We start from the raw sequence: 25,570 nt of genomic DNA, 5'->3' as shown, positions 1-25,570 counted from the left end.
TGGCGATGACGTCCCTTTCCCCCATTTCCCGCGCGGCGGCCATCGGCGGCGGGGTCATCGGCGGCGGCTGGATCGCCCGCTTCCTGCTCGCCGGCATCGACGTGGCGGTGTTCGACCCGCACCCCGAGGCACAGCGCATCGTGGCCGAGGTGATCGCCAATGCCGAGCGCGCCTATGGGCTGCTCACCGGCGCGCCGCTGCCCCAGCGCGGTCGGCTCACCTTCGCCGCCAGCGTCGCCGAGGCGGTCAAGGACGCGCAATGGGTGCAGGAAAGCGTGCCCGAGCGGCTGGACCTCAAGCGCCGCGTGCTCGCCGAGATCGACGCGGCGGCGGCGCCGGACGCGCTGATCGGCTCCTCGACCTCCGGCCTGAAGCCGACCGAGCTGCAGGAAGGGCTGTCCCATCCCGAGCGGCTGTTCGTCGCCCATCCCTACAACCCGGTCTACCTGTTGCCGCTCGTCGAGATCGTCGGCGGCACGGCGACGACGCCCGCCACTGTCGCGCGGGCGAGGGAGGTGCTGGACGCCATCGGCATGAAGGGCGTCGTCATCGCCCGCGAGATCGAGGCCTTTGTCGGCGACCGGCTGCTGGAGGCGCTGTGGCGCGAGGCGCTCTGGCTGATCAAGGACGACATCTGCGACGTCGAGACGCTCGACGATGTGATCCGCTATTCCTTCGGCCTGCGCTGGGCGCAGATGGGCCTGTTCCAGACCTACCGCATCGCCGGCGGCGAGGCCGGCATGCGCCATTTCCTCGCCCAGTTCGGCCCCTGCCTGCACTGGCCGTGGACCAAGCTTACCGATGTCGTCGACCTCGACGAGGCGCTGGTCGAGAAGATCGGCGCGCAGTCGGACGCGCAGGCCGCGGGGCTTTCGATCCGCGAGCTGGAGCGCATCCGCGACGAGAACCTCGTCGGCATCGTGCAGGCGCTCAAGGCCGGCCAAGGCGGGCGGGGTTGGGGTGCGGGCGCGCTGCTGGGCGATTTCGAGCGGCGGCTCTGGGCGGCGGCGGGCGGTGAGAGGGAGAGTGCCCCCGAGATCGGCGCGCCGCTCGCGCTGCACGAGGCGCGCGTCTCCCCGGCCTGGATCGACTATAACGGCCACATGACCGAGCACCGTTACTTGCAGGTGTTCGGCGACGCCACCGACGCGCTGCTGCGCCTGATCGGCGTCGACCTCGCCTATGTCGAGGCGGGGCGCAGCTACTACACGGTGGAGACCCATATCCGCCATCTCGACGAGGCGCGGCTCGGCGAGGCGCTCAAGGTGACGACGCAGCTTCTCGCGGTCGACGGCAAGCGGCTACACCTGTTCCACCGCCTGTTCGCCGGCGAGGGCCGCGAGATCGCCACCGCCGAGCAGATGCTGCTGCATGTCGACACCAAAGCGGGGCGCGCCGTGCCGGCGCCGGAGGCGGTGCTTGCCAAGCTGTCGCCCATCGCACAGGCGCATGCCCGGCTCGCCGTGCCCGAGGGTGCCGGCCGCTCGGTCGGCGCGAAGAAGCTGGCCGAGGCCGTGTAAGGCGGGGGCGGAGACGGGCGCGCGGGAAACGGCTATAGGAGGGCCGCTACCACCGCGCGCCATTTCCGGGCTTCGCCATGACGTCCACCGTCGCGACCTCCTCCGCCTCGCGCCTGCTGCGCGAACCCTTCGGCACGCTGCCGGACGGGCGCCTCGTCGAGCGCCTCCGCCTCATCGGCGACGATGGCTTCGAGGTGGCGATCCTCACGCTCGGCGCTACGGTGCAGGCGCTTCACGTGCCGGACCGCTACGGGCGGCTCGCCGACATCGTGCTCGGCCATGACGCGCCGGGGCCTTATCTCGCGACGCCGCGCTTCTTCGGGGTCGCGGTCGGGCGCTACGCCAACCGCATCGCCGACGGGAGCTTCGCGCTGGACGGCGAGACGTTCCGCGTCCCGGCCAATGACGGCCCCAACGCGCTGCATGGCGGCCCGGAGGGCTTCGACCGCCGGCTGTGGACGATCGAGGAGACGCGCGAGGGCGCGGCGCCGTCGGTGCGGCTCTCGCTGGTCAGCCCCGATGGCGATCAGGGCTTTCCCGGCCGGCTGGAAGTGAGCGTCACCTATACTCTAAGCGGGGCCGACGCGCTGACCATCGCCTTCTCCGCCTCGACCGACCGTCCCACCGTGGTGAACCTCACCCATCACGGCTATTTCAACCTCGCCGGGGTGGAGGAGGGTGGCGACGTGCTCGACCACCTGCTCACTATCCATGCCGACGACTATCTGCCCATCGACGAGGAGGCGATCCCGCTCGGCGGGCCGCAGAGCGTCGACGGCACGCCCTTCGACTTCTGCACGCCGCGCCCCATCGGCGCGCGTATCCGGCAGGCCGACGAGCAGCTGCGGCGCGGCCGTGGCTATGACCACAATTACTGTCTCGACGGCGGCTTCACCGCCCGGCCGCGCCTTGCCGCGCGGGTGCATCACCCCGCCTCCGGGCGGGTGATGGAACTGCTGACCGACCAGCCGGGCCTGCAATTCTATTCCGGCAATTTTCTCGACGGGAGCGCGGCGGGCAAATATGGCCGGCTGCATCGCCAGTCCGAGGGTTTCTGCCTGGAGCCGCAGGCGTGGCCCGACACGCCGAACCGGCCGGACTATCCCCCCGCACGGCTCGATCCGGGCGAGACCTACCGCCACGTCTCGATCTACCGCTTCCCGGTCGCCTGAGGCCGTCCGTCAGTCGTGCGCGGCGTGCACATGCGGATGGCTGTGCAGGTGGGGGTGGTTGTGGATCTCGGCGGGCGCCAGCCGGCCTTGGTCCATGAGCATCGCCCGCGTGGCCAGCTCGGCGACGAAGCCGTCATCGTGCGAGACCAGCAGCAGGGCGCCGGGGAAGCGCCGCAGGGCGTCGCGCAGCCGCTCGCGATTGGCCGCGTCGACGCCATTGGTCGGCTCGTCGAGCATCAGCACGTCCGGGCGCATGGCGAGCAGGCCGGCGAGGCAGACGAGCCGCTTTTCGCCGCCGGACAGCCGGTGGCTCACACGTCCGGCGAGGGCGCCGATGCCCAGCCCCTCCAGCGCCGCCTGCGCGCGGGCCTGCGCCTCCTCGGCCGTGCAGCCGGTGTTGAGCGGGCCGAAGGCGACGTCCTCGATCACGGTCGGGCAGAAGAGCTGGTCGTCGCTGTCCTGGAAGAGATAGCCGATGCGCGGGCGCTGGGGGCGGAAGTCGCGCTCGCTGCGGCAGAGCGTACCGAACAGCCGAACCTCGCCGGCGCTGGCGCGCTCCAGCCCGACCAGCGTGCGCAGCAGCGTGGTCTTTCCCGCCCCGTTCGGGCCGACGATGGCGAGGCGTTCGCCGGCCGCCAGCGAGAGGCTGGCGCCGCGCAGCACCGCCGCGCCGTCGCGCAACACGACGACCTCCTGAAGCGAGAGCAACGCGGTCATGCGGCGTCCATCATGCGAAGCCCTTCACGCGATATCCATCGCCAGAGCGAGGATGCCGCCGCCCGCGAGCAGCGCGAAGCCGGCCCAGTCGCGGAGCAACGGTGCGGGCAGGGGGGCATAGGGGAAGCGTCCGTCATAGCCACGGCACGCCATCGCCTCCTCGACGCGGCGGGCGCGGTCGAGCGCGCGCACCAGCAGCATGCCGATGAGGTTGCCATAGCTGCGCCATGTGTGGCGGTCGGTGCGTGGGCGGAACGCGCGCACCCGCATCGCCTCGCGCAGGCGGCGCGCCTCATCGCGGATCAGCCCGACATAGCGGGCGGTCAGTACGAAGAGCCGCACGACGGGCTCGGGCACCCGCAGGCCGCGCAGCGCGCCGCCGAGACGTGCGGGTTCGAGATCGCCGAGGAGGGCGGCGACGAGCAGCAGCGCGGCGGACATTTTCAGCGCCACCAGCGCCGCGCGGGCGAAGCCTTCCGCGCTGGCGGCGAGCGGGCCGATCGTGAAGACCGGCGCGCCCTTCACGGTGAAGGGCAGGGTGAGGAACAGCAGCAGCACGAAGCCTTCCACATGCAGCAGGCGATGTCCGTGGCGGCGCGCCGGGCTCGCCAGCCACAGCGCCAGCGCGACGGCGAGCGCAGCGGCGGCGATGGCGGGGCTGCGCAACTGCGAAAGGCAGGCGACCGCGATGGAGGTGGCGGCGAGGCGCAGCCGGAGATCGGTGGGGGCGAGAATCATCGTCACTCGCCTCATCGCCGCCGTCCGCGCGCCCACAGCGCCATGCCGCCGAGGCCGAGGATGAGGAAGATTCCCGAGACGATATCTGTGACGCGCAACCGCGCATCGAGCTCCTCGATGCGCTCCAGCAACGGCTCGACCTGACGCTGCACCGCCGCCTCGACGGCGGCTGTGATGTCTGTTGTCGCCGGAGTCGGCGCGGCGGTTCTGACCGCCATGGCGGTGGCCGGCGCCGCGCTTCCCCCAAGCCGGGCGGCGGACAGGGTGGCGGAGGCGATGTGGCCCTCGCGGGTGTCGACGGTGACGGTGACGTCGCCCGCCGCACCGGCGGGCGGCAGGGTGAAGGCGAAGCGGCCCTCCGCGTCGGTCGTCCCGCCGGCGATTTCACCGCTGGAGTCCTTCGCCGTCCAGGGCGTGCCATGCGGGCGCCCGCCGCCGATGAAGAAGGCGTAGCCGGCGACGGATGTACCCTCGACCGTGGCGAAGACCTTCAGCTTGTGCGCCTGCGCCGGCACGGCGAGGCCGAAGATCAGGAACAGCAGTGCCGCCGCCCGCCGCCTCATGGCAGGGCAGGACGCAGCGCGTCCGGCTGCACGCGGGCGAGGAAGGCGACGATGGTGGCGGTGACGAAGGCCTCGCCCAGCGCCAGCGGCAGATAGGTGGCGACGAGCACGCTGGCGACCGGCGTGTATTCCGAACCGGAGAGCGCCAGCGACAGCGCCACCAGCGCGCCCGTGCCGAGCACCGACAGCGCGCCGACCGCGCCGGCCAGCAGCGCCCGCAAGGCCGGGGCGCGCGCTTCGCATATGGCCGGGCCGAGCGCCATGCCGAACAGCACGCCCGGCAGCGCGATGTTCACCGTGTTGACGCCGAGCGTGGTGAGGCCGCCGAAGCCGAACAGCAGCACCTGCAGCGCCAGCGCCACCAGCACGGCGGCGAACGCCCCGGCGCCCAGCATGATGCCCATAAGCCCGGACAGCAGAAGGTGGATGCTGGTCGGCCCCATCGGCACGGCGATCAGCGAGCCGGCGAAGAAGGCGGCGGAGAGGATCGCCGTGCGCGGAATGGCCCGGTCGTCCAGCCCGCGCACCGCCAGCGCCACGCCGCCCGCCGCGAGAAGCCCGCCGCCGATCAGCACCGGGGCGGAAAGGATGCCGTCGGGGATATGCGCCATGGATGGTTACCTGCCCGCCTATTTCCCGCTCGTCGCCGTGCTCATGTCGGTGGCCTTGACCCAGATGAGGCCGCCGAGTTCCACCGGCACCGGCTTGCCTTCCGGCGAGGTGACCTCCTTGTCGGCCTCTACCAGCGCGGCGAAGCCCCACCAGCCGGCGCGCGGCATGGCGTAGCTGAAGGTGCCGTTTGCATCGGCCTTGATTACCTGCGTGACGAAGGCGTCGTTCGGCGGCGTCACCGTGCCGTCGTTGATGAACTCGATCTCGATCTCGGCGAAGGGCACCGGCTTGCCGTCCTTCAACACCACGCCGGTGAACAGGTTGCCGGTCCACAGGCCGGTGGGGCGGGTGAGCGGCTGGATCTCGACCGGCAGGCCGACCCGCGCGTCCCAGCCCTCGCCCGAGGCGAAGCCGTCCACCACCACCTTGGCGTAATGAACGATGAACTTACCCTCGGCCGGCTCCCAATAGGGCTGCGGCTCGACGAAGAAGATGGCGGCGCCGGGCTCGGCAAGCGTGTGGCTCAGCGTCCAGGCGCCCTTGCCCTCGACCGGCCGCGCGGCGAGCGCGTCGGTCAGATCGGTCTGCCTGCCGCCGGCCAGCACGCCCACGCGTGCGGGCCTGGCCATGTCCATGACCGGGCCGCCTTCCACCGGATGGGTGAAGACGAGATCGAGCGTCACCGTGCCCCCGTCGGGCAGCACGTCGGCGGACGGCACGATCTCCTGGAAATGCGCGGAGGCTGGCGCCGGCAGCGCGAGCGTTACAAACGGCAGGCTCAGCAGGATGCGGCGCAGGACATCGGTGCGCGAAAAGCGGGAACGGAAAGCAAGCACGCGCGAAACCTCGATCGGTGCGTATGAAATAATCTGATAAAAATCATACGCACCCGCCGACACCTCGCGCAAGGCGAGAAAAGCGGCAGGCCGTGCCGCCAATACCGGCGATTTTCACCGCTGCGGGTGGGGTGCTAGGCTCGCGCCTTACAGTCGGGTCCAGCCACCACGCGAGGCGCCATGCAACGCATCACCATCGCCATAGACGATGATTTCGCCGCGCGGCTCGATGCGCATATGGAGGCGAGCGGGGCGACGAGCCGCTCGGAGGTCATCCGCGACCTGGTGCGGCGCGGGCTGTCGGCGCGGCCGGAGGGGCCGCCCTCGGCGCACTGCCTGGGGGTGATCAGCTGCACCATCGACCAGTCGGTGCGTAATCTGGCGGCACGGGTGCCGCAGGGCCGGCTGGAGCGCCACGACCAGACGGTGGCGGCGCTCTCGGTGCCGCTCGACCACACCACCTCGCTGGAGGTGACGCTGATGCGCGGGCATGTCGGCGACGTCTCCGCCTATGCCGAGGCGCTGTTCCTCGAACGCGGCGTCATGCACGGTTCGCTCGCGCTCGTGCCGGTCGACGCGGGGGCCGACCGGCACGTGCACAATCAGGGCGCCGCCCATGAGCACACCCATCTGCGGGTGAAGAGCGGCTTCTGATCCTGTCTTCTTCGCGCGTCAGCGGCGCTGGGAGCCGACCGCCAGCCACGCGATGGCGGCGCCGGTGAAGGCGGCGGCGGCGACCAGCAGCAGCGGATGATTGCCGGCCTGGCGCGACAGCGCGCCCACGCCCCGCCCATAGAGCGCCTGCCCGTTCTCCAGCGCGTCGTCGGCGAGCCGCAGGGCGCCGCCGCGCGCACGGCGCAGCGCCCGCGAGCCGAGGTCGAACGCCTCCTCATAGGCCTCCTCGGCGCGGGTGGCGGCGGTGTCGTAGGCGTCGCGGCCGGCGTCGCCCGCCACGCGCCGCAGCTTGCCGCCGACATGACGGGCAGTGCCCGTGATACGCTGAGTGTCCATTGCCGAACTCCGGTTCTGTCGCGCGGCGGGGGCGCCGCGCCTGTGGGAGAGGAACGCCGGGCGGGCGGGAAGGTTCATCGCCCGCGCGGCTTTTGGCGCGGCGCTTTCCTTGACAGGAGGCGCCCCGGCGGCTATGAGCCCGGCGCTGCGTGATGGGCAATCCGTGTCCTCGCGCGCACTGAAACCCACGACCGAAAGAAGCCGGTCCAGGCGGAAACGCCGGAGATCGGGCTCGAACGAAAGGACAGAACATGTTCGCGGTCATCAAGACGGGCGGCAAGCAGTACCGGGTCGCCCCCGACGAAGTCGTCACCGTCGGCAAGATCGACGCCGAGGCCGGCACCTCCGTGACCCTGCCGGTGCTCATGCTCGGCGGCGACAGCCCGAAGGTCGGCGCTCCGCTGGTGGACGGCGCCGCCGTCACCATCGAGGTCGTCAAGCACACGCGTGGCGACAAGGTCATTGCGTTCAAGAAGCGTCGTCGTCAGAATTCGCGTCGCAAGATCGGTCACCGGCAGGACTTCACCGTCGTGCGCGTGACCTCGATCACCGGCGCCTGAGACCGCCAGCTAGGTAAGAACAGGAGAGCATCATGGCTCACAAGAAGGCAGGCGGTTCCTCCCGCAACGGTCGCGACTCCGACGGTCGCCGTCTCGGCGTGAAGAAGTTCGGCAGCGAGAAGGTCATCGCCGGCAACATCATCGTGCGTCAGCGCGGTACGACCTGGCATCCCGGCGCGAATGTCGGCATGGGCAAGGATCATACCCTCTTTGCGCTTATCGACGGCCGAGTCGAGTTCCGAGCCAAAGCGAATTCCCGCACGTACGTATCCGTCATTCCGGCCGCCGAGGCCGCCGAATAAAGCCGGTGAGGGTTCTTGGAAATCCCGCCGGTCTCGCCCGACCGGTAGGATTTCCCTGATGTCCTTGAGGACTTTCCGGGGTTCCCGACAGGGGAGGCGAGAAGACCGCCTCCCCTTCGTCGTTCAGGCCCCCAGGAGACCCTCAATGACCATCGTCGAAGCGACCCCCGGGTCGACCCTTGCCGAGAGCAGTATCGCCGTCCTCGAAACCGGCCGCCTGATCCTGCGCGTGCCCCGGATCGAGGACATGACGTGGATCGCCGAGCTCGCCGACAACCGCAAGGTGGCGGAGATGACGGCGAACATCCCCCATCCCTACGGCATGGCGGATGCGGCGGCCTTCATCGCCAACCTGCCGGGCGGCCCGGAGGCGGCGACCTTCGCCATCTTCCTCAAGGACGAGGCGGTGCTGCGGCAAGGCGCGCCCGGCTTCGGCGCGCCCGGCTTCGGCGCGCCCGGCTTCGGCCCGCCCATCCCGGTCGGCATGTGCGGCTTCGTGCGGCGCGACGAGGATGCGCCGGAGATCGGCTACTGGCTCGGCGAGCCCTATTGGGGCCACGGCATTGCCACCGAGGCCGCGCGCGCGCTGATCGACCACGCTTTCGGCGACCGCAAGCTGGACGCGCTGATCGCTTCCGCCCGCGTCGTCAACCCGGCCTCGCGGCAGGTGATCGAGAAGTGCGGCTTCCAGTGGACCGGCGTCGGGCTCGCCCGCGTCCGGGCCATCGGCGCCTCGGTTCCGGTCGACCGCTTCCGGCTAGAACGCCGGCTGTGGACCTCGCTGCGGGCGTGGGGCGCCACCAAGCCGCCGCGGCTGCACGACTCGACCCGGCATTGAGCCGGCGTCTCTGCTATCCTGAACGGGTCCCCGCCGGTGCGGGGGCCTCGCAACGCTGAGCCTCAACCGATGAAGTTTCTCGACCAGGCCAAGATCTATGTCCGTGCCGGCGACGGCGGCGCGGGCTGCCTCTCGTTCCGGCGCGAGAAATTCATCGAGTTCGGCGGGCCGGACGGCGGCGACGGCGGGCGCGGCGGCGATGTGTGGATCGAGTGCGTCGACGGGCTGAACACGCTCATCGACTACCGCTTCCAGCAGCACTTCAAGGCCAAGAAGGGCGGCTACGGCATGGGCAAGAACCGCGCCGGCGCCAAGGGCGACGACGTGGTGCTGAAAGTGCCGGCCGGCACCGAGGTGCTCGACGAGGACGGCGAGACCGTGCTGGCCGACTTCACCCATGTCGGCGAGCGCATCCGCCTCATCAAGGGCGGCAATGGCGGCTTCGGCAACGCCCATTTCCAGACCTCGACCAACCAGGCTCCGCGCCGCGTCAATCCGGGGCAGGAGGGCGAGGAACGCTGGATCATCCTCCGCCTCAAGCTGATCGCCGATGCCGGGCTGGTCGGGCTGCCCAATGCCGGCAAGTCGACCTTCCTCGCCGCCACCACGGCGGCCAAGCCGAAGGTCGCGGACTACCCCTTCACCACGCTGCATCCTGGGCTCGGCGTGGTGAAGGTGGACGGCCGCGAATTTGTGCTCGCCGACATTCCCGGCCTGATCGAGGGCGCGCATGAGGGCATCGGGCTCGGCGACCGCTTCCTCGCCCATATCGAGCGCTGCCGCGTGCTGCTGCACCTCGTCGACGGCACCAGCGAGCACGCCGGCAAGACCTACAAGACCGTGCGCGCCGAGCTGGAGGCCTACGGTCAGGGGCTGGAGGACAAGGCGGAGATCGTCGCGCTCTCCAAGGTCGACGCGCTCGACCCGGAGACGCTGAAGACCCAGCTCGCCCGGCTCCAGCGGGCCGCCAAGCGCAAGCCGCTGCTGCTCTCCGCCGCCACCGGCGAGGGCGTGCGCGAGGCGCTGCGCGCGCTCATCGCGGTGATCGACGAAGGGCGCGAGGAAGAGGTCGCCAAGGAAGTGGCCGAACCCTGGCGACCGTGAGGAGCTCTCTCCCTCGGCCGCGAGGTTCCTCCCTCGGCCGTCATGGCCGGGCTTGACCCGGCCATCCACGACTTCTCCGCGTCTCCCGGCCTAGGACGTGGATGCCCGGGTCAAGCCCGGGCATGACGGCGGGAGCGGAGTGTACGCCACAAATCCCGCGCCTTGGCGGCGAAAACGGCGTATGTAGCGCGCCGTCTTCCCTCTGATCGAAGCCCGCCGCGATGACCCTTTCGACCGACGCCGCCGACAACGCTCCTGCCGTCCCCGAGACCGCCGTCACTCCGGTGCCGCAGCTCTCCTCCTTCCGCCGCATCGTGGTGAAGGTCGGCTCGGCGCTGCTGGTCGATTCCGCGCGCGGGGCGCTCCGCCATGCGTGGCTGGCGGCGCTGGCCGAGGACGTCGCCCATCTCCACCGCGAGGGCAAGGAGGTGCTCGTCGTCTCCTCCGGCGCCATCGCGCTCGGCCGCAATGTGCTGAAGCTGCCCAAGCGCCCGCTGAAGCTGGAGGAAAGCCAGGCCGCCGCCGCCGTCGGGCAGATCGCGCTGGCGCGGGCGTGGTCGGAGGCGCTGGCGCATGAGGGCGTCGCCGCCGGGCAGGTGCTCATCACGCTGGGCGACACCGAGGAGCGCCGGCGCTACCTCAACGCCCGCTCGACGCTGGCCAAGCTGATCGAGCTGAAGGTCGTGCCCGTCATCAACGAGAACGACACGGTGGCGACCTCGGAAATCCGCTACGGCGACAATGACCGGCTCGCCGCCCGCGTCGCCGGCATGGCCAGCGCCGACCTTCTCGTGCTGCTTTCCGACATTGACGGGCTCTACACCGCCCCGCCGAACGACGACCCGAACGCGCAGTTCCTGCCGCTGGTGCCGCGCATCACCGCCGAGGTCGAGGCGATGGCGGGCGGGGCGGGCACCGAGCTTTCGCGCGGCGGCATGAAGACCAAGATCGAGGCCGGCAAGATCGCCACCACGGCGGGCGCGCATATGGTCATCGCCTCCGGCAAGGTGAAGAACCCGCTGCGCGCCATTGCCGAGGGCGCGCGCTGCACCTGGTTCCTCGCCCCCGCCAACCCGGTCGCTTCGCGAAAACGCTGGATCGCCGGCTCGCTGGAGCCGCGCGGCGTGCTGCATCTGGATGCCGGCGCGGTGGCGGCGCTGCGCCGCGGCTCCTCGCTGCTGCCGGCGGGGGTGAAGCGCGTGGAAGGCGATTTCACGCGCGGCGAGGCGGTGGTGCTGCGCGGCCCCGACGGCGCCGAGATCGGCCGTGGCCTGGTGGCCTACGACGCCGACTACGCCGAGCGCATCCGCGGCAAGTCATCCGACGAGATCGCCACCATCACGGGGTTCGAGGGCCGCGCGGCGATGGTGCACCGGGACGATCTGGTGCTTGGGGGTGGGTGAGTAACCATTTGGCCCTAGGAATCTTGAATGTCCTCTGGCTTCTGGTTAAACAGAACAAAGCTGGGGCGGTGAGCCGCCCCAGCTTGATGCTAAGGTTGCAAGAGCTTCGGAACCGTTCCCGGCGCGGGATCGCCGGTGCGGATAACGCCGAAGCTCGGGTACTCTAACATCATTCTTCTCCTTTCTCTGGCAACGACTACCCAGTGCCAGTCTGATCGCCTCGTGGAGAGGGACTGTGTGGGGCTCCTGCGGAAGCAGGGGCCTCATTCATGTTGGGGAGACGAAAGTGTCCATCCTCCCCTTTATTCAGTCGACCGCGCTTTGCGAGTTGATAGATAATTGGAAGTATTTGGGGGCCTTGAAGACCTGGCCACCAGCGCTTCGCAATCTCGTCAACAATTTCACTGGCTGTTAAACCAGGCTTCCCGCGCATTACTGCGTCACGAATTGTTATCTGCGCCATCTCAAAATTCGTTGGGATGCCACTTGGCCGTTGAGGTCCCAGCTTAGTAGATGATTCAAGTTTGGGTTCAGCCGGAGATTCCTTCACTAATTTTGGACTAGCAAACCGACTTGCAACACGGATCGCGCCTTCGATCTCCTCGAATTCAGCCTGCAACCTCTCGATCTCAGCGCGGATTTCGCGCTTCCGATCCTCAAGGTCCTGAAGGTTCACGATCTGTATCATGCGAGCACCATATATGAGGCGCCTTCTCATAGGAAGAGGGTATCTCATATATTTCTAGAGGGGGGTGGGAGCGAATTGCAGATATATACCTTGGAATCCGACGGAGACGCTTGTATTAAGCGGCTGCCGATTCGGCGGAGATGTGCAGATATGATATTGGCTAGATTGGCCCGGCGCATCTCTCTTTGCTGCAGTCCACCGATCATCCTCCCCCCATCGTGACCCCACATCCCCCGATCCCGCCCTATCTTCCCCGGCATGCACCGTCGTTCCCTGCTTGCCGCTCCGCTGCTTCTGCTCGCCCCGCGCCTCGCGCGCGCTCAAGGTGAGCCCCCCGACGCCGCCGCGCGGCTGACGCCTCTGCTCGACCGCGCCGGCGAACTCAAGCCGCTGCGCACCGTGCTCGTCTCCAAGGGCGGCGAGACGCTCGCCGCGCGCGGCTATTCCGGCGGGCGGGTCGACCGGCCGGCCAACATCAAGTCGGCCTCGAAAAGCGTCCTCGCCATGCTGGTCGGCATCGCCATAGACAAGGGCGTGCTGGAAGGGGCGGACCAGAAGGTCGCCCCGCTGCTCAGGGCCGATCTGCCCGCCGACCCCGACCCGCGCCTCAATGAGATCACCATCGGCAATCTGCTCTCCATGCAGGCGGGGCTGGAGCGCACCTCCGGGCCCTATTACGGGCAGTGGATCGCCTCTGGAAATTGGGTGCGGGCGGCGCTGGCGCGGCCCTTTGTCGACGCGCCGGGCGGGGCCATGCTCTATTCCACCGGCTCGACGCATCTCCTCTCCGCCATCCTCACCCGCGCCTCGGGGCGCTCGACGCTGGCGCTGGCGCGCGACTGGCTGGGGCCCATCGAAGGTTTCCAGATCGCGAGCTGGGAGCGCGACAAGCAGGGCATCTATTTCGGCGGCAACCAGATGGCGATGCGGCCCACCTCGCTGCTCGCCTTCGCCGAGTGCTGCCGCAAGGACGGGCGCAACCGGGCGGGCGATCCGGTGATCCCGGAGGCGTGGATCGGCGCGTGCTGGCTACCGCGCACCGCCTCGCGCTTCACCGGCGACGCCTATGGCTATGGCTGGTTCACGCGGGAGATGGCGGGCATGCCCGTGCATTACGGCTGGGGCTATGGCGGGCAGATGCTCTATGTGGCGCCCGCGCGCGGGGTCTCCATCGTGATGACCTCCGCCACGGACGTGCCCTCCGGCCGCACCGGCCACCGCGACGACCTGCACGCGCTCGCCGGCGAGCTGCTGGCGGCGCTGGGCTGACGCGCGGGTGGAGGCGGGGGGCGAGCCGCGCTTGAGCCGCGTTTTCTTGCGCTTTTGGCTCGAACGAAAGTCGAAGCCTTTCGCCCGGTGCTGAAACGCGCGGCAGGCGCGAGGGCCGGCTGCTGCCGATTCGGGCGATTCTGGCTAATTCGGCGCCAGCGGTCCCGGATGCGGGTGGCGGCCGGCCGCCCCCTCGGCGCGGCGGGGAGAGAGGCGCGGCGGGCGCCGTGTCGGGCGCGTACCGCCGGGGCGTCGCACCCGTGCAACATGTCGCATTGCTGGCACGCTTCGTGCTCACTCTCTCCCGGCCCATTCCGCCCATGACGGTCAGCCGGGCGGCCAGAGCGAGGAACATGTCGTGACGAAGAAGCCGGAAGCTCCCAACTCGTCCATCGAAACCATGCTGGCGGCGCGCAGCTTCACGCGCCGCGTGCTGTTCAAGGGCGCGCTTGCCGCCGGCACCGTCGCCGCGACCGGCCCGTGGCTGGTGAAGGATGCCTTCTCCTCCTCGGGCGAACTCAACATCCTCAACTGGGCGGACGAACTGCCCGAGCCGGTGATCCCCGAATTCACCAAGAAGACCGGCATCAAGGTGAACTCCACCCCGTTCTCGCAGAACGAGGAGCAGATCAACAAGCTGCAGGCGACGGAAGGCGACGGCTTCGACCTGTGCGCCCCGACCCGCGACCGTGCCCCCCAGTTCAAGGAACTGGACGTGCTCGCGCCCTACGACCTCTCCAAGCTGAAGCTCGACCAGGTGCTGCCGGCCATGATGGAGGGCTCCACCAGCGTGTGGACCTGGGACGGCGGGCTCTACCACGTGCCCCATTGCTGGGGTTCGGAAGCCATCGCGTGGCGCACCGACCTCGCCCCCGGCCTGACCTACGACAAGCTCTCCTACGGCACGCTGTGGGCGCCGGAGTTCAAGGGCAAGATGCAGGGCCGCCCGCACTCGCTGCTGCTCGGCATCGGCCTGTGGTGGGACAAGTCCGGCAAGCTGCCGTCCAACCGCATGCTCGACGCCTTCAAGGACGAGGCGACGATGAAGAAGATCTACGACCCGATCCTCGAATTCGCCATCGCCAACAAGGCGCAGGTCAAGCAGTTCTGGGATTCGGCCGACAACACCAAGTCCGGCTTCATGGAGAATGGCTGCGTGATCGGCCAGACCTGGGACGGCCCGCCGCTGTCGCTGAAGAAGGACGGCAAGCCGGTCACCTACATGGCGCCGCAGGAAGGCGCCATCACCTGGATCGACGGCTGGTCGATGACCAAGGCGGCGAAGAACACCGCGCAGGCCTATGAGTTCATCAACTTCATCCACACGCCGGAAATCTCGGCCATGGTCGCCAACGGCTCGGGCTACAACCCGGTCGTGAAGGGCTCGGACAAGTTCCTCTCCGAGGTCGCCAAGAAGAACTTCGCCGAGGCCTATCCCGGCAACGCGCTCGACAATCTGTGGAGCCGTCCGCCGGAGCCGTCGTGGTACGCCGAGCTGCGCACCCAGTACGCCGAGAAGTTCAAGGCGGCGTGAGCTCTGGCGGCGTGAGCCGGCTTCCGTCATCCCGGACGCGCCGCCGGCGTGCTCCGGGATGCTTCTCGGCGCAGTTCGGCCTGCCGGGATATATGGCGGGCCGGGTGCCTGCTGAAACTGCGTAGCCGGCTTCTGACCGCCGGTACGGTTGTTCGCAAGTGGAGAATTCATGGCCGCTGCCGTCGAGCTGGAAGGCGTCAACGTCACCTTCGGCGATTTCGTCGCCGTCAAGGAGGCCAACCTCACCATCGAGCCGGGCGAGTTCTTCTCCTTCCTCGGCCCGTCCGGCTGCGGCAAGACCACGCTGCTGCGCACCATCTCCGGCTTCATCGAGCCCACGCGGGGAGCGGTGCGCATCGGCGGCCAGGACATGAAGGGCATCGGCCCCAACAAGCGCCCGACCGCGCTGATCTTCCAGAACCTCGCGCTGTTCCCGATGATGACGGTGGCCGAGAACATCGGCTACGGCCTGCGCGTGCGCGGCGTGCCGCGCCATGAGCGCGACGAGAAGGTGAAGAACCTGCTGATCCAGGTGGCGCTCACCGAGCACGGCCACAAGCGGGTCTCCGAGCTTTCCGGCGGCCAGAAGCAGCGCGTCGCCATCGCCCGCGCTCTTGCCGTGGAGCCGTCGGTATTGCTGCTGGACGAGCCGCTCTCGGCGCTCGACCTCAAGCTGCGCCAGCACATGCGCACCGAGCTGCGCGCCATCCAGAAGCGCGTCGGCATCACCTTCATCTACATTACCCACGACCAGGGCGAGGCGCTGACCATGTCGGACCGCATCGCCGTGATGAACGCGGGGGTGATCGAACAGGTGGGCGACGGGCGCGCCGTCTATGCCGAGCCGCGCACGCCGTTCGTCGCCTCCTTCGTCGGCGAGAACAACGCCATTCGCGGACGCATCTCGGCGCTGGAGGGCGACATCGCCACGCTGGAGACGCCGCTCGGCACGCTCAAGGGCCGCAACCCGGTGGGTCTCGCCGCCGGCGAGGAGGCACTGCTCTTCGTGCGCCCCGAGGCGATGCAGCTTCGCGCCAACGGCTCCACCGTCGGCTTCGAGGGTGAGACGCTGGATGTCGCCTATGAGGGCAGCGTCACCCATGTGACGCTGCGCGCGAAGACCGGCCAGAAGATCACCGCCAGCATCGGCGCGAATGCCGGCGTCGGGCTGCCGAGCGCGGGAGAGAACCTGCGCATCGGCTTCCAGCCCGCGGACGGGCTGTTGCTGGCGCGGCCGGAAAGGCATTGAGATGAGCGGCGGCCTCGCCTTCGTCTTCGGCCTGCCGCTCGCGGTGGCCATCGGTTTCTACCTGCTCGCGGCCTATGAGCGACGCGCCGGCATCGCCACCGGGCCGGGCTTCTTCCAGCGCAACGGGCTGGGGGTGGGCACCTATCTCGTCGTCGCGGTCGGCTTCTGGGCCTTCTTCATCATCCTGCTGCCGCAGCTCGCCATGGTGGACATGTCGTTCCGCCCGAAGCTGCCGCCGGCCCAGATGGGCGGGCCGAAGGACCTCTACACGCTGGAGAATTACCGTTACTTCCTGTTCGGCTCGACCACCTCGACGGCCGAATGGAACTGGCTGCACATCAAGGCCTTCTTCCTCACCATCGGGGTCAGCATCGCCATCACGCTGCTGAACTTCGCGATCTCCTACCCGCTCGCCTTCCACATGGCGCAATCGGCCACGCCGGCGCGGCTGCGCGTGCTGCTGCTGCTGCTGATCCTGCCCTATTGGGTGAACGAGATCCTGCGCGCCTTCGCCTTCCGCGTGCTGCTCTCTTCCGGCGGCATCATCAACCAGATGCTGATGGGCATCGGCCTCACCAGCGAGCCCATCGACTTCCTCGGCGCCGATGTGGGCCTCTATATGGGCCTGAGCTACGCCTATCTCCTGATGATGATCTTCCCGCTCTACAACGCCATCGAGAGCCTCGACAAGAATCAGGTCGAGGCGGCGCGGGACCTCGGCGCGCCCTGGTGGCACATCCATGCCTTCATCGTGATGCCGCACGCCAAGCCCGGCATCGCCTCAGGCTGCACGCTGGTTTTCATGCTCACCGCCGGCGCGCTGGCCGCGCCTCTGGTGCTGGGCGGGCCGCGCACCTTGTGGTTCACGCCCATCGTCTATGACCGCTTCTATCAGGCGTTCAACTGGCCGCAGGGCGCGGCTTACGCCTTCATCCTGCTGGTCACCTGCATCGTCTTCGTTCTGGTGGTGCTCAAGGCGTTCCGCCTCAGCCTTGGAGAAATCACGCGATGAAGGCGGGTGCGTTGCAGCGCGTGATGTTCGCGGTCTACGCGGTGGTGTTCTTCCTCTATCTGCTGGGCCCGCTGGCGGTGATGGGAGTCTCGGCCTTCAACACGCCGCAATACCCGCAGGTCTGGCCGATCGAGGGTTTCACGCTCGACTGGTTCGGCCTGCTGCTGGCCGATCAGGACATGATGGCGGGCCTGAGGATGAGCATCTGGATCGGCTTCCTCGTGGTGGCGATCTCGGTGCCCATCGGGCTCGCCGGCGCCATCGTGATGACGCAGATCCAGGCGCGGGTGCGCTCGGCCTATTACCTCATCGTGGTCTCGCCGGTGCTGACGCCGGGCATCATCATCGGCATCTCCACCGTGGTGTTCTGGCGCCAGTTCACCGGCCAGACCGGCACGCGCTTCCTCTATGACGGCGTGGTGCTCACCGTGCTGGGGCAGGCGAGCTTCATCTCCGCCTATTGCATGCTGATCATCCTCGCCCGGCTGCAGCGCTTCGACCGCGCGCAGGAGGAGGCGGCGCTCGATCTCGGCGCGTCCTATCCGCAGGTGTTCCGCCATATCCTCCTGCCGTTCCTCAAGCCGGCGCTCGCCTCGGCGGCGGTGCTGGCCTTCCTGTCCTCCTTCGAGAACTACAACACGACGACCTTCTCGATCCTCTCCGACAAGACGCTGACCACCGTGCTCGCCGGCCGGGTGCGGCAGGGCACGACGCCGGCCATCTCGGCGCTCGCCGTCATCATCGTGGCGGTGACGATCGTCGGCGCGCTGGCCTATGAGCTCTACAAGCGCCGAGCCGATGCGGCGGCGGCGCGGCGCCAGCGGGCGGCGCTGGAAGAGGAGGAGGCCGAGCTTTCCGGCACGCCGGCAGCGGCGCTCGCCTGAGGAGACCGTTCAGCCGGGCCGGCGCGCCAGGGCCCGCAGCGCCAGCGCGGCGGCGAAGGCGAGCGCGGCGAGGCCGAGGCAAAGCGCCAGTTCGCCGGCGGCGCCGGAGCGTTCGCCGACCAGCGCGAACACCACCGGCGCGGCGGCCGAGACGAGGAAGCTCGGCGCGATCAGCCGGCCGACCACCACGCCATAGCTGCGCGGATCGAACAGCACGAGCGGCAGCGTGCCGCGCGTGATGGTGAGCACGCCGTTGCCGGCGCCGTAGAGGAAGGCGAAGGCGGCGGCCGCCGCGAGCGACACGCCAGAGGCTAAGCCGGCGGCAAAGGCGAGCGGCAGCGTCGCGGTGGCGATCAGGTTGAGCATGAGCGGGCTGATCCGCCCGCCGGAGAGCACTTCGGCGAGCCGGGCCAGCGACTGGCCGATGCCGCGCAGGGTGGAGATCCACACCGCTGTCGCCGCGGCGACGCCGAGCCCGCCGAGCATGCCGATCAGATGCGAGGAGAGGCCGGCATTGAGGAAATTGGCGACGGCGACGATCAGCGCATAGAGGCCGCCGAGCAAGGCGAGGCGGCGCGGGTCGACAGCGGGAGCGGCCGTATCCAGGCTCCCGGCGGGCGTCGGCGAGGCGGGTGAGCGCGCTGTCGGCAAGGCGAGGTAGAGCGGCACGGTGAGCAGCGCGAAGCCGGCATAGCACAGCACCGCGCCCCGCCAGCCGAAGGCCTGCGCCAGTTCATGGCCAACCGGCCAGAACACGGTGGAGGCGAGGCCGCCGAGCAGGGTGATCTGCGAGATCGGCCGGGCGGCCTTCGTGCCGGCGATGCGGGCCAGCGCGGCGAAGGCGGCGTCGTACAGCGTCAGCCGCATGGCGAGGCCGAGCGCCAGCCAGGCGGTGTAGTAGCTCGCCAGATTCCAGCACGCGGCGAGCAGGACACAGCCGAGCGCGGTGACGAAGGCACCGGCCACCATAATGCGGTGCCCGCCATGGCGGTCGATGAGCCGGCCGATGGGGGTGGAGGTCAGGCCCATGACCGCCAGCGCGGCGGCGAAGCCGCCATAGACGACGTCGCGGCTCCAGCCGAATTCGGCGCCGATTTCCGCGCCGAAGACGCCGATCAGATAATAGGTGGTGCCCCAGGCGATGAGCTGGGCGAGCGCGAGGCAGAAGACGGCGCGGTGGGAGATCACGCGCCGCGCTCCCCGGGCGGCGACGTATCACCGGGCCCCAGCGGGCGCTGCATCAGCACCGAATCGACCCAGCGGCCGAACTTGAAGCCGACGGACTGGAAGGTGCCCGCCGTGCGGAAGCCGAGCCGGCTATGCAGGGCGAGAGAGGCCGTGTTGCCGCTGTCGCCGATCACCGCCAGCATCTGCCGCCACGGCCCTTCCTCGCAGCGGGCGATCAGCGCGCCGAGCAGCGCGGAGCCGATCCCCTCGCCGCCATGCCCCGCCGCCACATAGACCGAATCCTCCACCGTGAAACGATAGGCCGGGCGTGGGCGGTAGGCGGAGGCGTAGGCAAAGCCGAGGAGCGCGCCGCCGCGCTCGGCGACGAGATAGGGCAGGCCGAGCGCGCGCACATGGGCGCGCCGGGTCGCCATCTCGGCGAGGCTGGGCGGCACCTCCTCGAAGCTGGCGAGGCCGTGCCGCACATGGTGGGCGTAGATCGCCTGCACGGGCGCCATGTCGTCGTCGCGGGCGTCGCGGATGAGGAGCGGAACGGGTTCGGACACGGCGGTTGGCCTTCTCGGCTGGCGGTGCGGGCTTGTGGCGCGGCGCCGATGGCAGGCGCGCGACAAAGCCCTGAACGGGCGGCGAGACGCACCATCGGGCGTTTCGCGCCATAAGGGAAGATTGTAGAAATTATGCAGAGCATGAGAAATTCTTTGCATGAGAAACCTCAATCTCGACCATATCGAGAGCTTCGCGGCGGTGATCGAGCTCGGCAGCTTCTCGGCGGCGGCCGAGCGGCTGGGGCTAACGCAGCCGGCGGTCAGCCTTCAGGTGCGCCAGCTTGAGCGACGCCTCGGCGCCACGCTGGTGGAGCGCGCCGGGCGGCGTGCGCGCCCGACCCCTGCCGGGGCGGAACTGCTCGCCCATCTGCCCGCCCTCGACGCGGCGGTGGAGACGATGGCGGCGGCGGTGGCGCGCCATGCCGGCGGCACCTCGGGCCGCGTGCGGCTCGGCACCGGCGCGACGGCCAGCATCTTCCTGCTGCCGCCGGTGCTCGGCCGGCTGCGGCGTGAGCATCCCGGCCTCGAATTCATCGTGACCACCGGCAACACCGCGGACATCGTGCGCGCCATTGAGGCGGATGCGGTCGACATCGGGCTGGTGACGCTGCCGGCGGCGGGGCGGGCGCTGGAGATCGAGCCGGTGCTGGACGATCCCTTCCTCGCCCTCGCGCCGCCCGGCACCGCGCTTCCCGCGCGGGTGCGGGCGGCCGATCTCGCGGCGCTACCGCTGCTGCTCTACGAGCCGGGCGGCAATACGCGCCGCCTCGTCGACCGCTGGCTGGCACAGGGCGGCGCGGAGGTGCGCCCGGTCATGTCGCTGGGCAGCGTCGAGGCGATCAAGGCGATGGTGGCGGCCGGGCTCGGCGTCTCGGTGCTGCCGGCCATGGCGCTCCCGGCGCACGAGAACAGGTCGGACGGGCTCGTCATCCGCCCGCTCTCTCCGCCGCTCGGGCGCCGGCTGGCGGTGGCGATCCGCCGCGACAAGCGGCTACCACGCGGCCTGCGCGCGACGCTGGAGGCGTTGAAGACGCTCGGCCCGCCGCTGTCGGCGGATGGCTAGAAACAGCCATGGCCGCCCCGGCAGGGAGCGGCCATGATCGTCGACGCGTGCGATAAGGCGGAAGGTTCAGCCCTCGATGAAGGCCAGCAGGTCCAGATTGATTACGTCGGCATGGGTGGTGAGCATGCCGTGCGGGAAGCCGGGATAGACCTTCAGCGTGCCATTCTGCAGCAGCTTGATCGACTTGTGGGCCGACGCGACGATCGGGACAATCTGGTCGTCATCGCCGTGCATGACGAGCGTGGGGACGCTGATCGCCTTCAGGTCCTCGGTCTGGTCGGTCTCGGAGAAGGCCTTGATGCCTTCGTAATGGGCCTTCGCGCTGCCCATCATGCCCTGCCGCCACCAATTTTCGATCACGCCCTGCGAGACCTGCGCGCCCTCGCGGTTGAAGCCGTAGAACGGGCCGGCGGGAACGTCGAGGAAGAACTGGGCGCGGTTGGCGGCGAGCGCGGCGCGCAAGCCGTCGAACACTTCGAGCGCCAGGCCCTCGGGGTTCGCCTCGGTCTTCACCATCAGCGGGGGAACCGCCGAAACAAGCACCGCCTTGGCGACGCGACCCTGCGGCTCGCCGAATTTGGCGACGTAGCGGGCGACCTGGCCGCCGCCGGTGGAGTGGCCGATATGGACGGCGTTCTTCAGGTCGAGATGCTCGACCACGGCGCTCACGTCGGCGGCGTAATGATCCATGTCATGGCCTTCGCTGACCTGCGCCGAGCGGCCATGGCCGCGCCGGTCGCTGGCGACGACGCGGAAGCCCTTGCCGAGGAAGAACAGCATCTGGGCGTCCCAGTCATCCGACGAGAGCGGCCAGCCGTGATGGAAGACGATCGGCTGAGCATCCTTCGGACCCCAGTCCTTGAAGAAGATTTCGACGCCGTCTTTGGTGGTAACGTAGCCCATGATCGTGATCCCTTGAGTGGAAGGTGGTTTCATTACGTTCGATTTCGCGGCACGTCATATGCGAAAACAGAGCGAAGCGGCGGTGCCGGTGTGCTGTATGCTTCGGTTCGTCGCCGCTCGATGCAATTGTGTAGCACGTGGTTTGTTATGCGTAGATGACAATGTGATGGCGCCTATGCCGGTTCTTTCGTGCATGCACGCACAGAAGGGGCGGGCGGGCGCTCTCGCAATTTCCCTCGCGCGCGACGTACCCGGCGGGTTTTCGGCAACTGAGAAGGTCGATGCTGGGAGGCGTAGTGCGGCCGAGCGGGCCGTGCGAGTGGATCGCGGGCGCCCGCTCAGCGCCCCGGATCGGAAGATGGCGGAAGAGAGTGGGAGTCGAACCCACCAGGGACCGGCTCGCGGCCCCTTCCGGATTTGAAGTCCGGATACCTCACCGGAGATAACGCTCTTCCAGAAGCCGTATCGGCCGGCGCGGGGCGCGCCGTGCCTTCAGTGTCGTCGATTGCGCCGAACAGGTCCAGCCGGTGCGGATTGATGCGGCGCAGATCTCCCCGCCGCAGCGTGACGCCGTGCCGGTCGAAGAATTCGAGGATCTGGATCGCCACCTTGCGGCCGACCGCGTGCTCGCCCTGCTCGATGCGGTCGCGGAAAGCGCTGGCGGCGAACTGACGGTCCGCGGCGGCGGCGGCGAGGGCGCGCGCCATCCCCACCATGGCGGCGACGGTCGGGCGCAGGAAGAAATGATCGTGCGCCACCTCGTCGACCCGGCCCATGCGGGCGAGCAGCTTGAGCAGGCGTCGGATGTCGGCCTCGGCCTCCCCGGTCGCCGCGGCGAGGTCGCGCACGCGCGGCGGGCGGAAGCGTTCGGCGCCGCCGAGAAGAGGCTCCACGATCTCCCAGCGCAGCTCGTCGGCGCGGGTGAGGCGCACTTCGTGGCCGGGCAGCCGCACCCAGGCGCCGTCCAGCGCCAGACGGCCCTCGCCGGCAAGGCGGCGCAGGGCTTCTGTGAAGGCCGGCTTGGGCAGGCGCGGCACCAGCGCGAGGCGCAGCCGCTCGGCGCCGATACCGGCGAGATCGGGATTCCCCTCGTGGAAACGGGCGAGCTCGGCGAGCAGCGCCTCGCCATAGAGTGACCAGCGCGCGGCGGACAGCACGGTGAGCGCCCCGCCGGCCGGCAGCGCGACGAGGCCGAGCCGGCGGGCGATGTCCCCCGCGGCGTCCGCCCCCAGCGCGCGGTCGCGGGCGAAGGCGTCGAGATCGAGATGGAACGGCTCGACGTCCAGCAGGCCGGCCACCGCCGCGTCGGGATCTTCCCGCCCCATCGCGGCGAGCTGGGCGAGGCGTTCGGGCGTGCGGCGCTTGCGGGCCGGCGCGCGCAGGTCGAGCAGGCGCCCGCCGCCGACGGTGCGCTGAGCGGAGGTGTCGCGGATGACGAAGCGGTCGCCGGACGCCGCCGCGACAGGGCGGTCCAGCACGATCTGCACGAGACCTTCGCCGCCCGGCGCCAGCGCCTCCGCGGAGAGCGGCACGAGGCGGGCGCCGACTTCCGCCGCGCCGTGATGGAAGCGCACCGGGAACCATTGCCCGAGCGGTTTCGGCTCGCTCGCCAGCACGCGGAGCGTGGCGTCGATGCGCAAGGTTGGCGCGGCGAGGGCGGGGTCGAGCACCATGTCGCCGCGATGGATGGCGTCGTGCGTGACGCCCTCGCCGGCGAGATTGAGCGCGCAGCGGTCCCCCGTGCGGCCTTCCTCGGCCTTGCGATTCTGGGCGTGGAGGGAGCGCACACGGGCGGAAAGGCCCTGCGGCGCCACCGTTAGCGTGTCGCCGAGCCGCACCCGGCCGGAGAGCACGGTTCCCGTCACCACCGTGCCGGCCCCGGACAGCGTGAAGGACCGGTCCACCGCGAGGCGGAAGCGGCCCTCGCTGCCGCGGGCGGCGAAGGCGCGGGCCTCGTCGACGAGACGCGTCCGCAGCGCGTCGATGCCCGCGCCGGTGACGGCGGAGACGGGCAGTATGTCCGCGCCTTCGAGCGCGGTGCCCTCCAGCAGCGCGGCGATGTCGGTCGCGACCCCGGCGAGGCGGGGCGTGTCGGCGAGGTCTGCCTTGGTGAGCGCGACCAGCCCGCGCGAGATGCCGAGCAGGTCGATGAGGGCGAGATGTTCGCGGGTCTGCGGCATCACCCCGTCATCGGCGGCGACGATCAGCAGCGCGAAGTCGATGCCGCTCGCCCCCGCCAGCATGGTGTGCACGAATTTCTCGTGGCCGGGCACGTCGATGAATCCGAGTGTGCCGGCCTCGGTGGGCAGATAGGCGAAGCCGAGGTCGATGGAGATGCCGCGCGCCTTCTCCTCCTTCAGCCGGTCGGTGTCGACGCCGGTCAGCGCGCCGACCAGCGCGGTCTTGCCGTGGTCGATATGGCCGGCGGTGCCGATGATCATGCCGGCACCTCGACATGGCGCAGGCTGTCGAGGAAGCCGGCCTCGTCCTCCAGGCAGCGCAGGTCGAGCAGGAGCGCGCCCTCGGCGATGCGCCCGATGATCGGCACCGGCAGGTCGCGCAGCGCCGCCTGCAGCGCGTTGAGCGCGCCGCCCGAGCCGTTCGACGGGCGGATGGCGAGCGCGGTGCTGGGCAGGGTCTCCAGCGGCAGCGCGCCGGAGCCGATCTGGCTGGCGCAGTCCGCTACCTCGACCGTGAAGCCGGCGCCGAGCCGCGCGCCAACCGGGCCGATGAGCGTGGCGGCCAGCGCCGCGAGTTCCTCGCGCGTGCGGGCGAGCAGGCGCAGCGTCGGCAGGCGTGCCCTCAGGCGCTCGGGATCGCGATAGAGCCGCAGCGTCGCCTCCAGCGCCGCGAGGCGGATCTTGTCGACGCGCAGCGCCCGCTTCATCGGGTTCCTATTGATGCGGGCGATGAGGTCGGCACGGCCGACGATGAAGCCGGTCTGCGGCCCGCCGAGCAGCTTGTCGCCGGAGAAGGTGACGATGTCGGCGCCCTCGGCCACCGCCTCGCGCACGGTCGGCTCGTGGGCGAGGCCGATGCGGGCGAGGTCGAACAGCGTGCCGGAGCCGAGATCGTTGACGAGCGGCACGCCCTTCGCGTGGGCGATATCCGCCAGCTCGCGCGCCGGCACCTCTTTAGTGAAGCCCTCGATGCGGTAGTTGGAGGTGTGCACCTTCAGCACCAGCCCGGTCGCCTCGCCCAGTGCGCCGGCATAGTCCTTCGCATGGGTGCGGTTGGTGGTGCCGACCTCGATGAGCGTCACCCCGGCGCGGGCCATGATGTCCGGCATGCGGAAGGCGCCGCCGATCTCGATCAACTCGCCGCGCGAGACCACCGCCTCGCGGCCCTGCCCGAGCGTGTTGAGTGCGATCAGCACGGCGGCGGCGTTGTTGTTGACGACGGTGGCGTCTTCCGCACCGGTCAGCTCGACGAGCAGTTCGCGCACATGGTCGTCGCGTTCGCCGCGCCCGCCGCCGGCGAGGTCGAATTCCAGCGCCACGGCCGCGCGCATGGCGGCAGTGGCGGCCTCGATGGCCTCTTCCGCCAGCAGGGCGCGGCCGAGATTGGTGTGCAGCACCGTGCCGGTAAGGTTGAACACCGGCCGCAGGCTGGGGCGGGCGCGGTGTTCCAGCGCCTCGACGGCCGCCAGCGCGACCTCTTCAGGCGAGAGCGGAGCAGCAAGGCGGCCCTCAAGCACGGCCTCGCGCGCCTGCGCGAGCGCCGCCCGCACGGCCTGGGTGAGAGGCGCGCGCCCGTGCCGTTCCAGCGCCGGCGCGGCGGCTGGGGTCTTCAGCACCTGGTCCACCGAGGGCAGGCCGCGCAGCGAGGGGGAGGGGCGGGTGTCCGCGTCCATCGCCGT

General features: G+C 69.8%; 24 protein-coding genes, 1 tRNA gene and 1 pseudogene. 14 read left to right on the top strand and 12 right to left on the bottom strand.

Annotated features, from left to right (window positions below):
• Nucleotides 1-5 precede the first annotated feature (5 nt).
• Both MWN33_RS01105 and MWN33_RS01100 read left to right on the top strand, forming a co-directional pair.
• On the top strand, nt 6-1,520 hold the full coding sequence (locus MWN33_RS01105; RefSeq protein ID WP_247198232.1) for a carnitine 3-dehydrogenase: 1,515 nt from the start codon (nt 6-8) through the stop codon (nt 1,518-1,520).
• Between the two features lie 77 nt (nt 1,521-1,597).
• Nucleotides 1,598-2,692 (top strand): aldose epimerase family protein, encoded by a 1,095-nt coding sequence (locus MWN33_RS01100; protein WP_247198231.1) that lies wholly within the window; start codon nt 1,598-1,600, stop codon nt 2,690-2,692.
• Between the two features lie 9 nt (nt 2,693-2,701).
• On the opposite strand, the gene MWN33_RS01095 is transcribed toward MWN33_RS01100, so the two are convergent.
• From MWN33_RS01095 to MWN33_RS01075, 5 genes are read right to left on the bottom strand one after another with little or no spacing between them, the layout of a single operon-like run.
• Nucleotides 2,702-3,409 carry an energy-coupling factor ABC transporter ATP-binding protein gene (locus MWN33_RS01095; protein ID WP_247198230.1) on the bottom strand — a complete coding sequence of 236 codons (708 nt, stop codon included), beginning with the start codon at nt 3,407-3,409 and terminating at the stop codon, nt 2,702-2,704.
• A 24-nt stretch (nt 3,410-3,433) separates the two neighbouring features.
• Entirely contained in the window at nt 3,434-4,147 is a 714-nt protein-coding gene (cbiQ, locus tag MWN33_RS01090; RefSeq protein ID WP_247198229.1) for a cobalt ECF transporter T component CbiQ, read from the bottom strand.
• 11 nt (nt 4,148-4,158) lie between these two features.
• Nucleotides 4,159-4,710: a cobalamin biosynthesis protein CbiL gene (locus tag MWN33_RS01085; protein ID WP_247198228.1), complete on the bottom strand. Its 552-nt coding sequence runs from the start codon at nt 4,708-4,710 to the stop codon at nt 4,159-4,161.
• Nucleotides 4,707-5,321 (bottom strand): cobalt transporter CbiM, encoded by a 615-nt coding sequence (gene cbiM / locus MWN33_RS01080; RefSeq protein WP_247198227.1) that lies wholly within the window; start codon nt 5,319-5,321, stop codon nt 4,707-4,709. The genes MWN33_RS01085 and cbiM overlap by 4 nt, the downstream gene beginning before the upstream one ends.
• An 18-nt stretch (nt 5,322-5,339) precedes the next feature.
• Nucleotides 5,340-6,110 (bottom strand): DUF4198 domain-containing protein, encoded by a 771-nt coding sequence (locus MWN33_RS01075; RefSeq protein ID WP_247199750.1) that lies wholly within the window; start codon nt 6,108-6,110, stop codon nt 5,340-5,342.
• A gap of 228 nt (nt 6,111-6,338) precedes the next feature.
• On the opposite strand from MWN33_RS01075, the gene nikR reads away from it, so the two are divergent.
• Nucleotides 6,339-6,812 (top strand): nickel-responsive transcriptional regulator NikR, encoded by a 474-nt coding sequence (gene nikR / locus MWN33_RS01070; protein ID WP_247198226.1) that lies wholly within the window; start codon nt 6,339-6,341, stop codon nt 6,810-6,812.
• A gap of 18 nt (nt 6,813-6,830) precedes the next feature.
• On the opposite strand, the gene MWN33_RS01065 is transcribed toward nikR, so the two are convergent.
• A complete protein-coding gene (locus MWN33_RS01065; protein ID WP_247198225.1) occupies nt 6,831-7,169 on the bottom strand; it encodes a hypothetical protein in 339 nt (112 codons plus the stop codon).
• Nucleotides 7,170-7,420: 251 nt separating this feature from the next.
• On the opposite strand from MWN33_RS01065, the gene rplU reads away from it, so the two are divergent.
• From rplU to MWN33_RS01015, 10 genes are all read left to right on the top strand, one after another.
• Nucleotides 7,421-7,729 carry a 50S ribosomal protein L21 gene (gene rplU / locus MWN33_RS01060; protein WP_247198224.1) on the top strand — a complete coding sequence of 103 codons (309 nt, stop codon included), beginning with the start codon at nt 7,421-7,423 and terminating at the stop codon, nt 7,727-7,729.
• 32 nt (nt 7,730-7,761) lie between these two features.
• On the top strand, nt 7,762-8,031 hold the full coding sequence (gene rpmA, locus MWN33_RS01055) for a 50S ribosomal protein L27 (RefSeq protein ID WP_247198223.1): 270 nt from the start codon (nt 7,762-7,764) through the stop codon (nt 8,029-8,031).
• Nucleotides 8,032-8,176: 145 nt separating this feature from the next.
• Nucleotides 8,177-8,869, top strand: a complete 693-nt coding sequence (locus MWN33_RS01050; RefSeq protein ID WP_247198222.1) for a GNAT family N-acetyltransferase — start codon at nt 8,177-8,179, stop codon at nt 8,867-8,869.
• 69 nt (nt 8,870-8,938) lie between these two features.
• Nucleotides 8,939-9,973, top strand: a complete 1,035-nt coding sequence (obgE, locus tag MWN33_RS01045) for a GTPase ObgE (RefSeq protein ID WP_247198221.1) — start codon at nt 8,939-8,941, stop codon at nt 9,971-9,973.
• Nucleotides 9,974-10,194: 221 nt separating this feature from the next.
• Entirely contained in the window at nt 10,195-11,376 is a 1,182-nt protein-coding gene (gene proB / locus MWN33_RS01040; RefSeq protein WP_247198220.1) for a glutamate 5-kinase, read from the top strand.
• A gap of 946 nt (nt 11,377-12,322) precedes the next feature.
• Nucleotides 12,323-13,333, top strand: coding sequence for a serine hydrolase domain-containing protein (locus tag MWN33_RS01035; protein WP_247198219.1), 1,011 nt, complete (start codon nt 12,323-12,325; stop codon nt 13,331-13,333).
• A 358-nt stretch (nt 13,334-13,691) separates the two neighbouring features.
• On the top strand, nt 13,692-14,867 hold the full coding sequence (locus MWN33_RS01030) for an extracellular solute-binding protein (RefSeq protein WP_247198218.1): 1,176 nt from the start codon (nt 13,692-13,694) through the stop codon (nt 14,865-14,867).
• A 169-nt stretch (nt 14,868-15,036) separates the two neighbouring features.
• A complete protein-coding gene (locus MWN33_RS01025; RefSeq protein WP_247198217.1) occupies nt 15,037-16,116 on the top strand; it encodes an ABC transporter ATP-binding protein in 1,080 nt (359 codons plus the stop codon).
• A gap of 1 nt (nt 16,117) precedes the next feature.
• Nucleotides 16,118-17,128, top strand: coding sequence for an ABC transporter permease (locus MWN33_RS01020; RefSeq protein WP_247198216.1), 1,011 nt, complete (start codon nt 16,118-16,120; stop codon nt 17,126-17,128).
• A complete protein-coding gene (locus tag MWN33_RS01015) occupies nt 17,125-18,012 on the top strand; it encodes an ABC transporter permease (protein WP_247198215.1) in 888 nt (295 codons plus the stop codon). Before MWN33_RS01020 ends, MWN33_RS01015 begins: the two co-directional genes overlap by 4 nt.
• A gap of 9 nt (nt 18,013-18,021) precedes the next feature.
• On the opposite strand, the gene MWN33_RS01010 is transcribed toward MWN33_RS01015, so the two are convergent.
• Together MWN33_RS01010 and MWN33_RS01005 are read right to left on the bottom strand one after the other, a co-directional pair.
• Nucleotides 18,022-19,200, bottom strand: coding sequence for an MFS transporter (locus MWN33_RS01010; protein ID WP_247198214.1), 1,179 nt, complete (start codon nt 19,198-19,200; stop codon nt 18,022-18,024).
• A complete protein-coding gene (locus tag MWN33_RS01005; RefSeq protein ID WP_343312262.1) occupies nt 19,197-19,745 on the bottom strand; it encodes a GNAT family N-acetyltransferase in 549 nt (182 codons plus the stop codon). Before MWN33_RS01005 ends, MWN33_RS01010 begins: the two co-directional genes overlap by 4 nt.
• A 157-nt stretch (nt 19,746-19,902) precedes the next feature.
• On the opposite strand from MWN33_RS01005, the gene MWN33_RS01000 reads away from it, so the two are divergent.
• Complete coding sequence (locus MWN33_RS01000; protein WP_247198213.1) at nt 19,903-20,808, top strand: LysR family transcriptional regulator; 906 nt, start codon at nt 19,903-19,905, stop codon at nt 20,806-20,808.
• Between the two features lie 66 nt (nt 20,809-20,874).
• On the opposite strand, the gene MWN33_RS00995 is transcribed toward MWN33_RS01000, so the two are convergent.
• From MWN33_RS00995 to selA, 4 genes and pseudogenes are all read right to left on the bottom strand, one after another.
• Nucleotides 20,875-21,711 (bottom strand): alpha/beta fold hydrolase, encoded by an 837-nt coding sequence (locus MWN33_RS00995; protein ID WP_247198212.1) that lies wholly within the window; start codon nt 21,709-21,711, stop codon nt 20,875-20,877.
• 359 nt (nt 21,712-22,070) lie between these two features.
• Nucleotides 22,071-22,166: transfer RNA gene (locus tag MWN33_RS00990), tRNA-Sec, on the bottom strand.
• Nucleotides 22,167-22,310: 144 nt separating this feature from the next.
• Nucleotides 22,311-24,152 (bottom strand): annotated as a pseudogene (gene selB, locus MWN33_RS00985) (selenocysteine-specific translation elongation factor); the annotation flags it as partial.
• Complete coding sequence (gene selA / locus MWN33_RS00980) at nt 24,149-25,564, bottom strand: L-seryl-tRNA(Sec) selenium transferase (RefSeq protein WP_247198211.1); 1,416 nt, start codon at nt 25,562-25,564, stop codon at nt 24,149-24,151. The pseudogene selB and the gene selA, both read right to left, overlap by 4 nt.
• Nucleotides 25,565-25,570 lie beyond the last annotated feature (6 nt).

Origin of the sequence: Ancylobacter koreensis (genome assembly GCF_023016525.1) — a bacterium.
Classification (GTDB): domain Bacteria; phylum Pseudomonadota; class Alphaproteobacteria; order Rhizobiales; family Xanthobacteraceae; genus Ancylobacter; species Ancylobacter koreensis.
The sequence above is the reverse complement of the archived record's forward strand: the minus strand, read 5'-3'. Positions and strand labels throughout refer to the sequence as shown.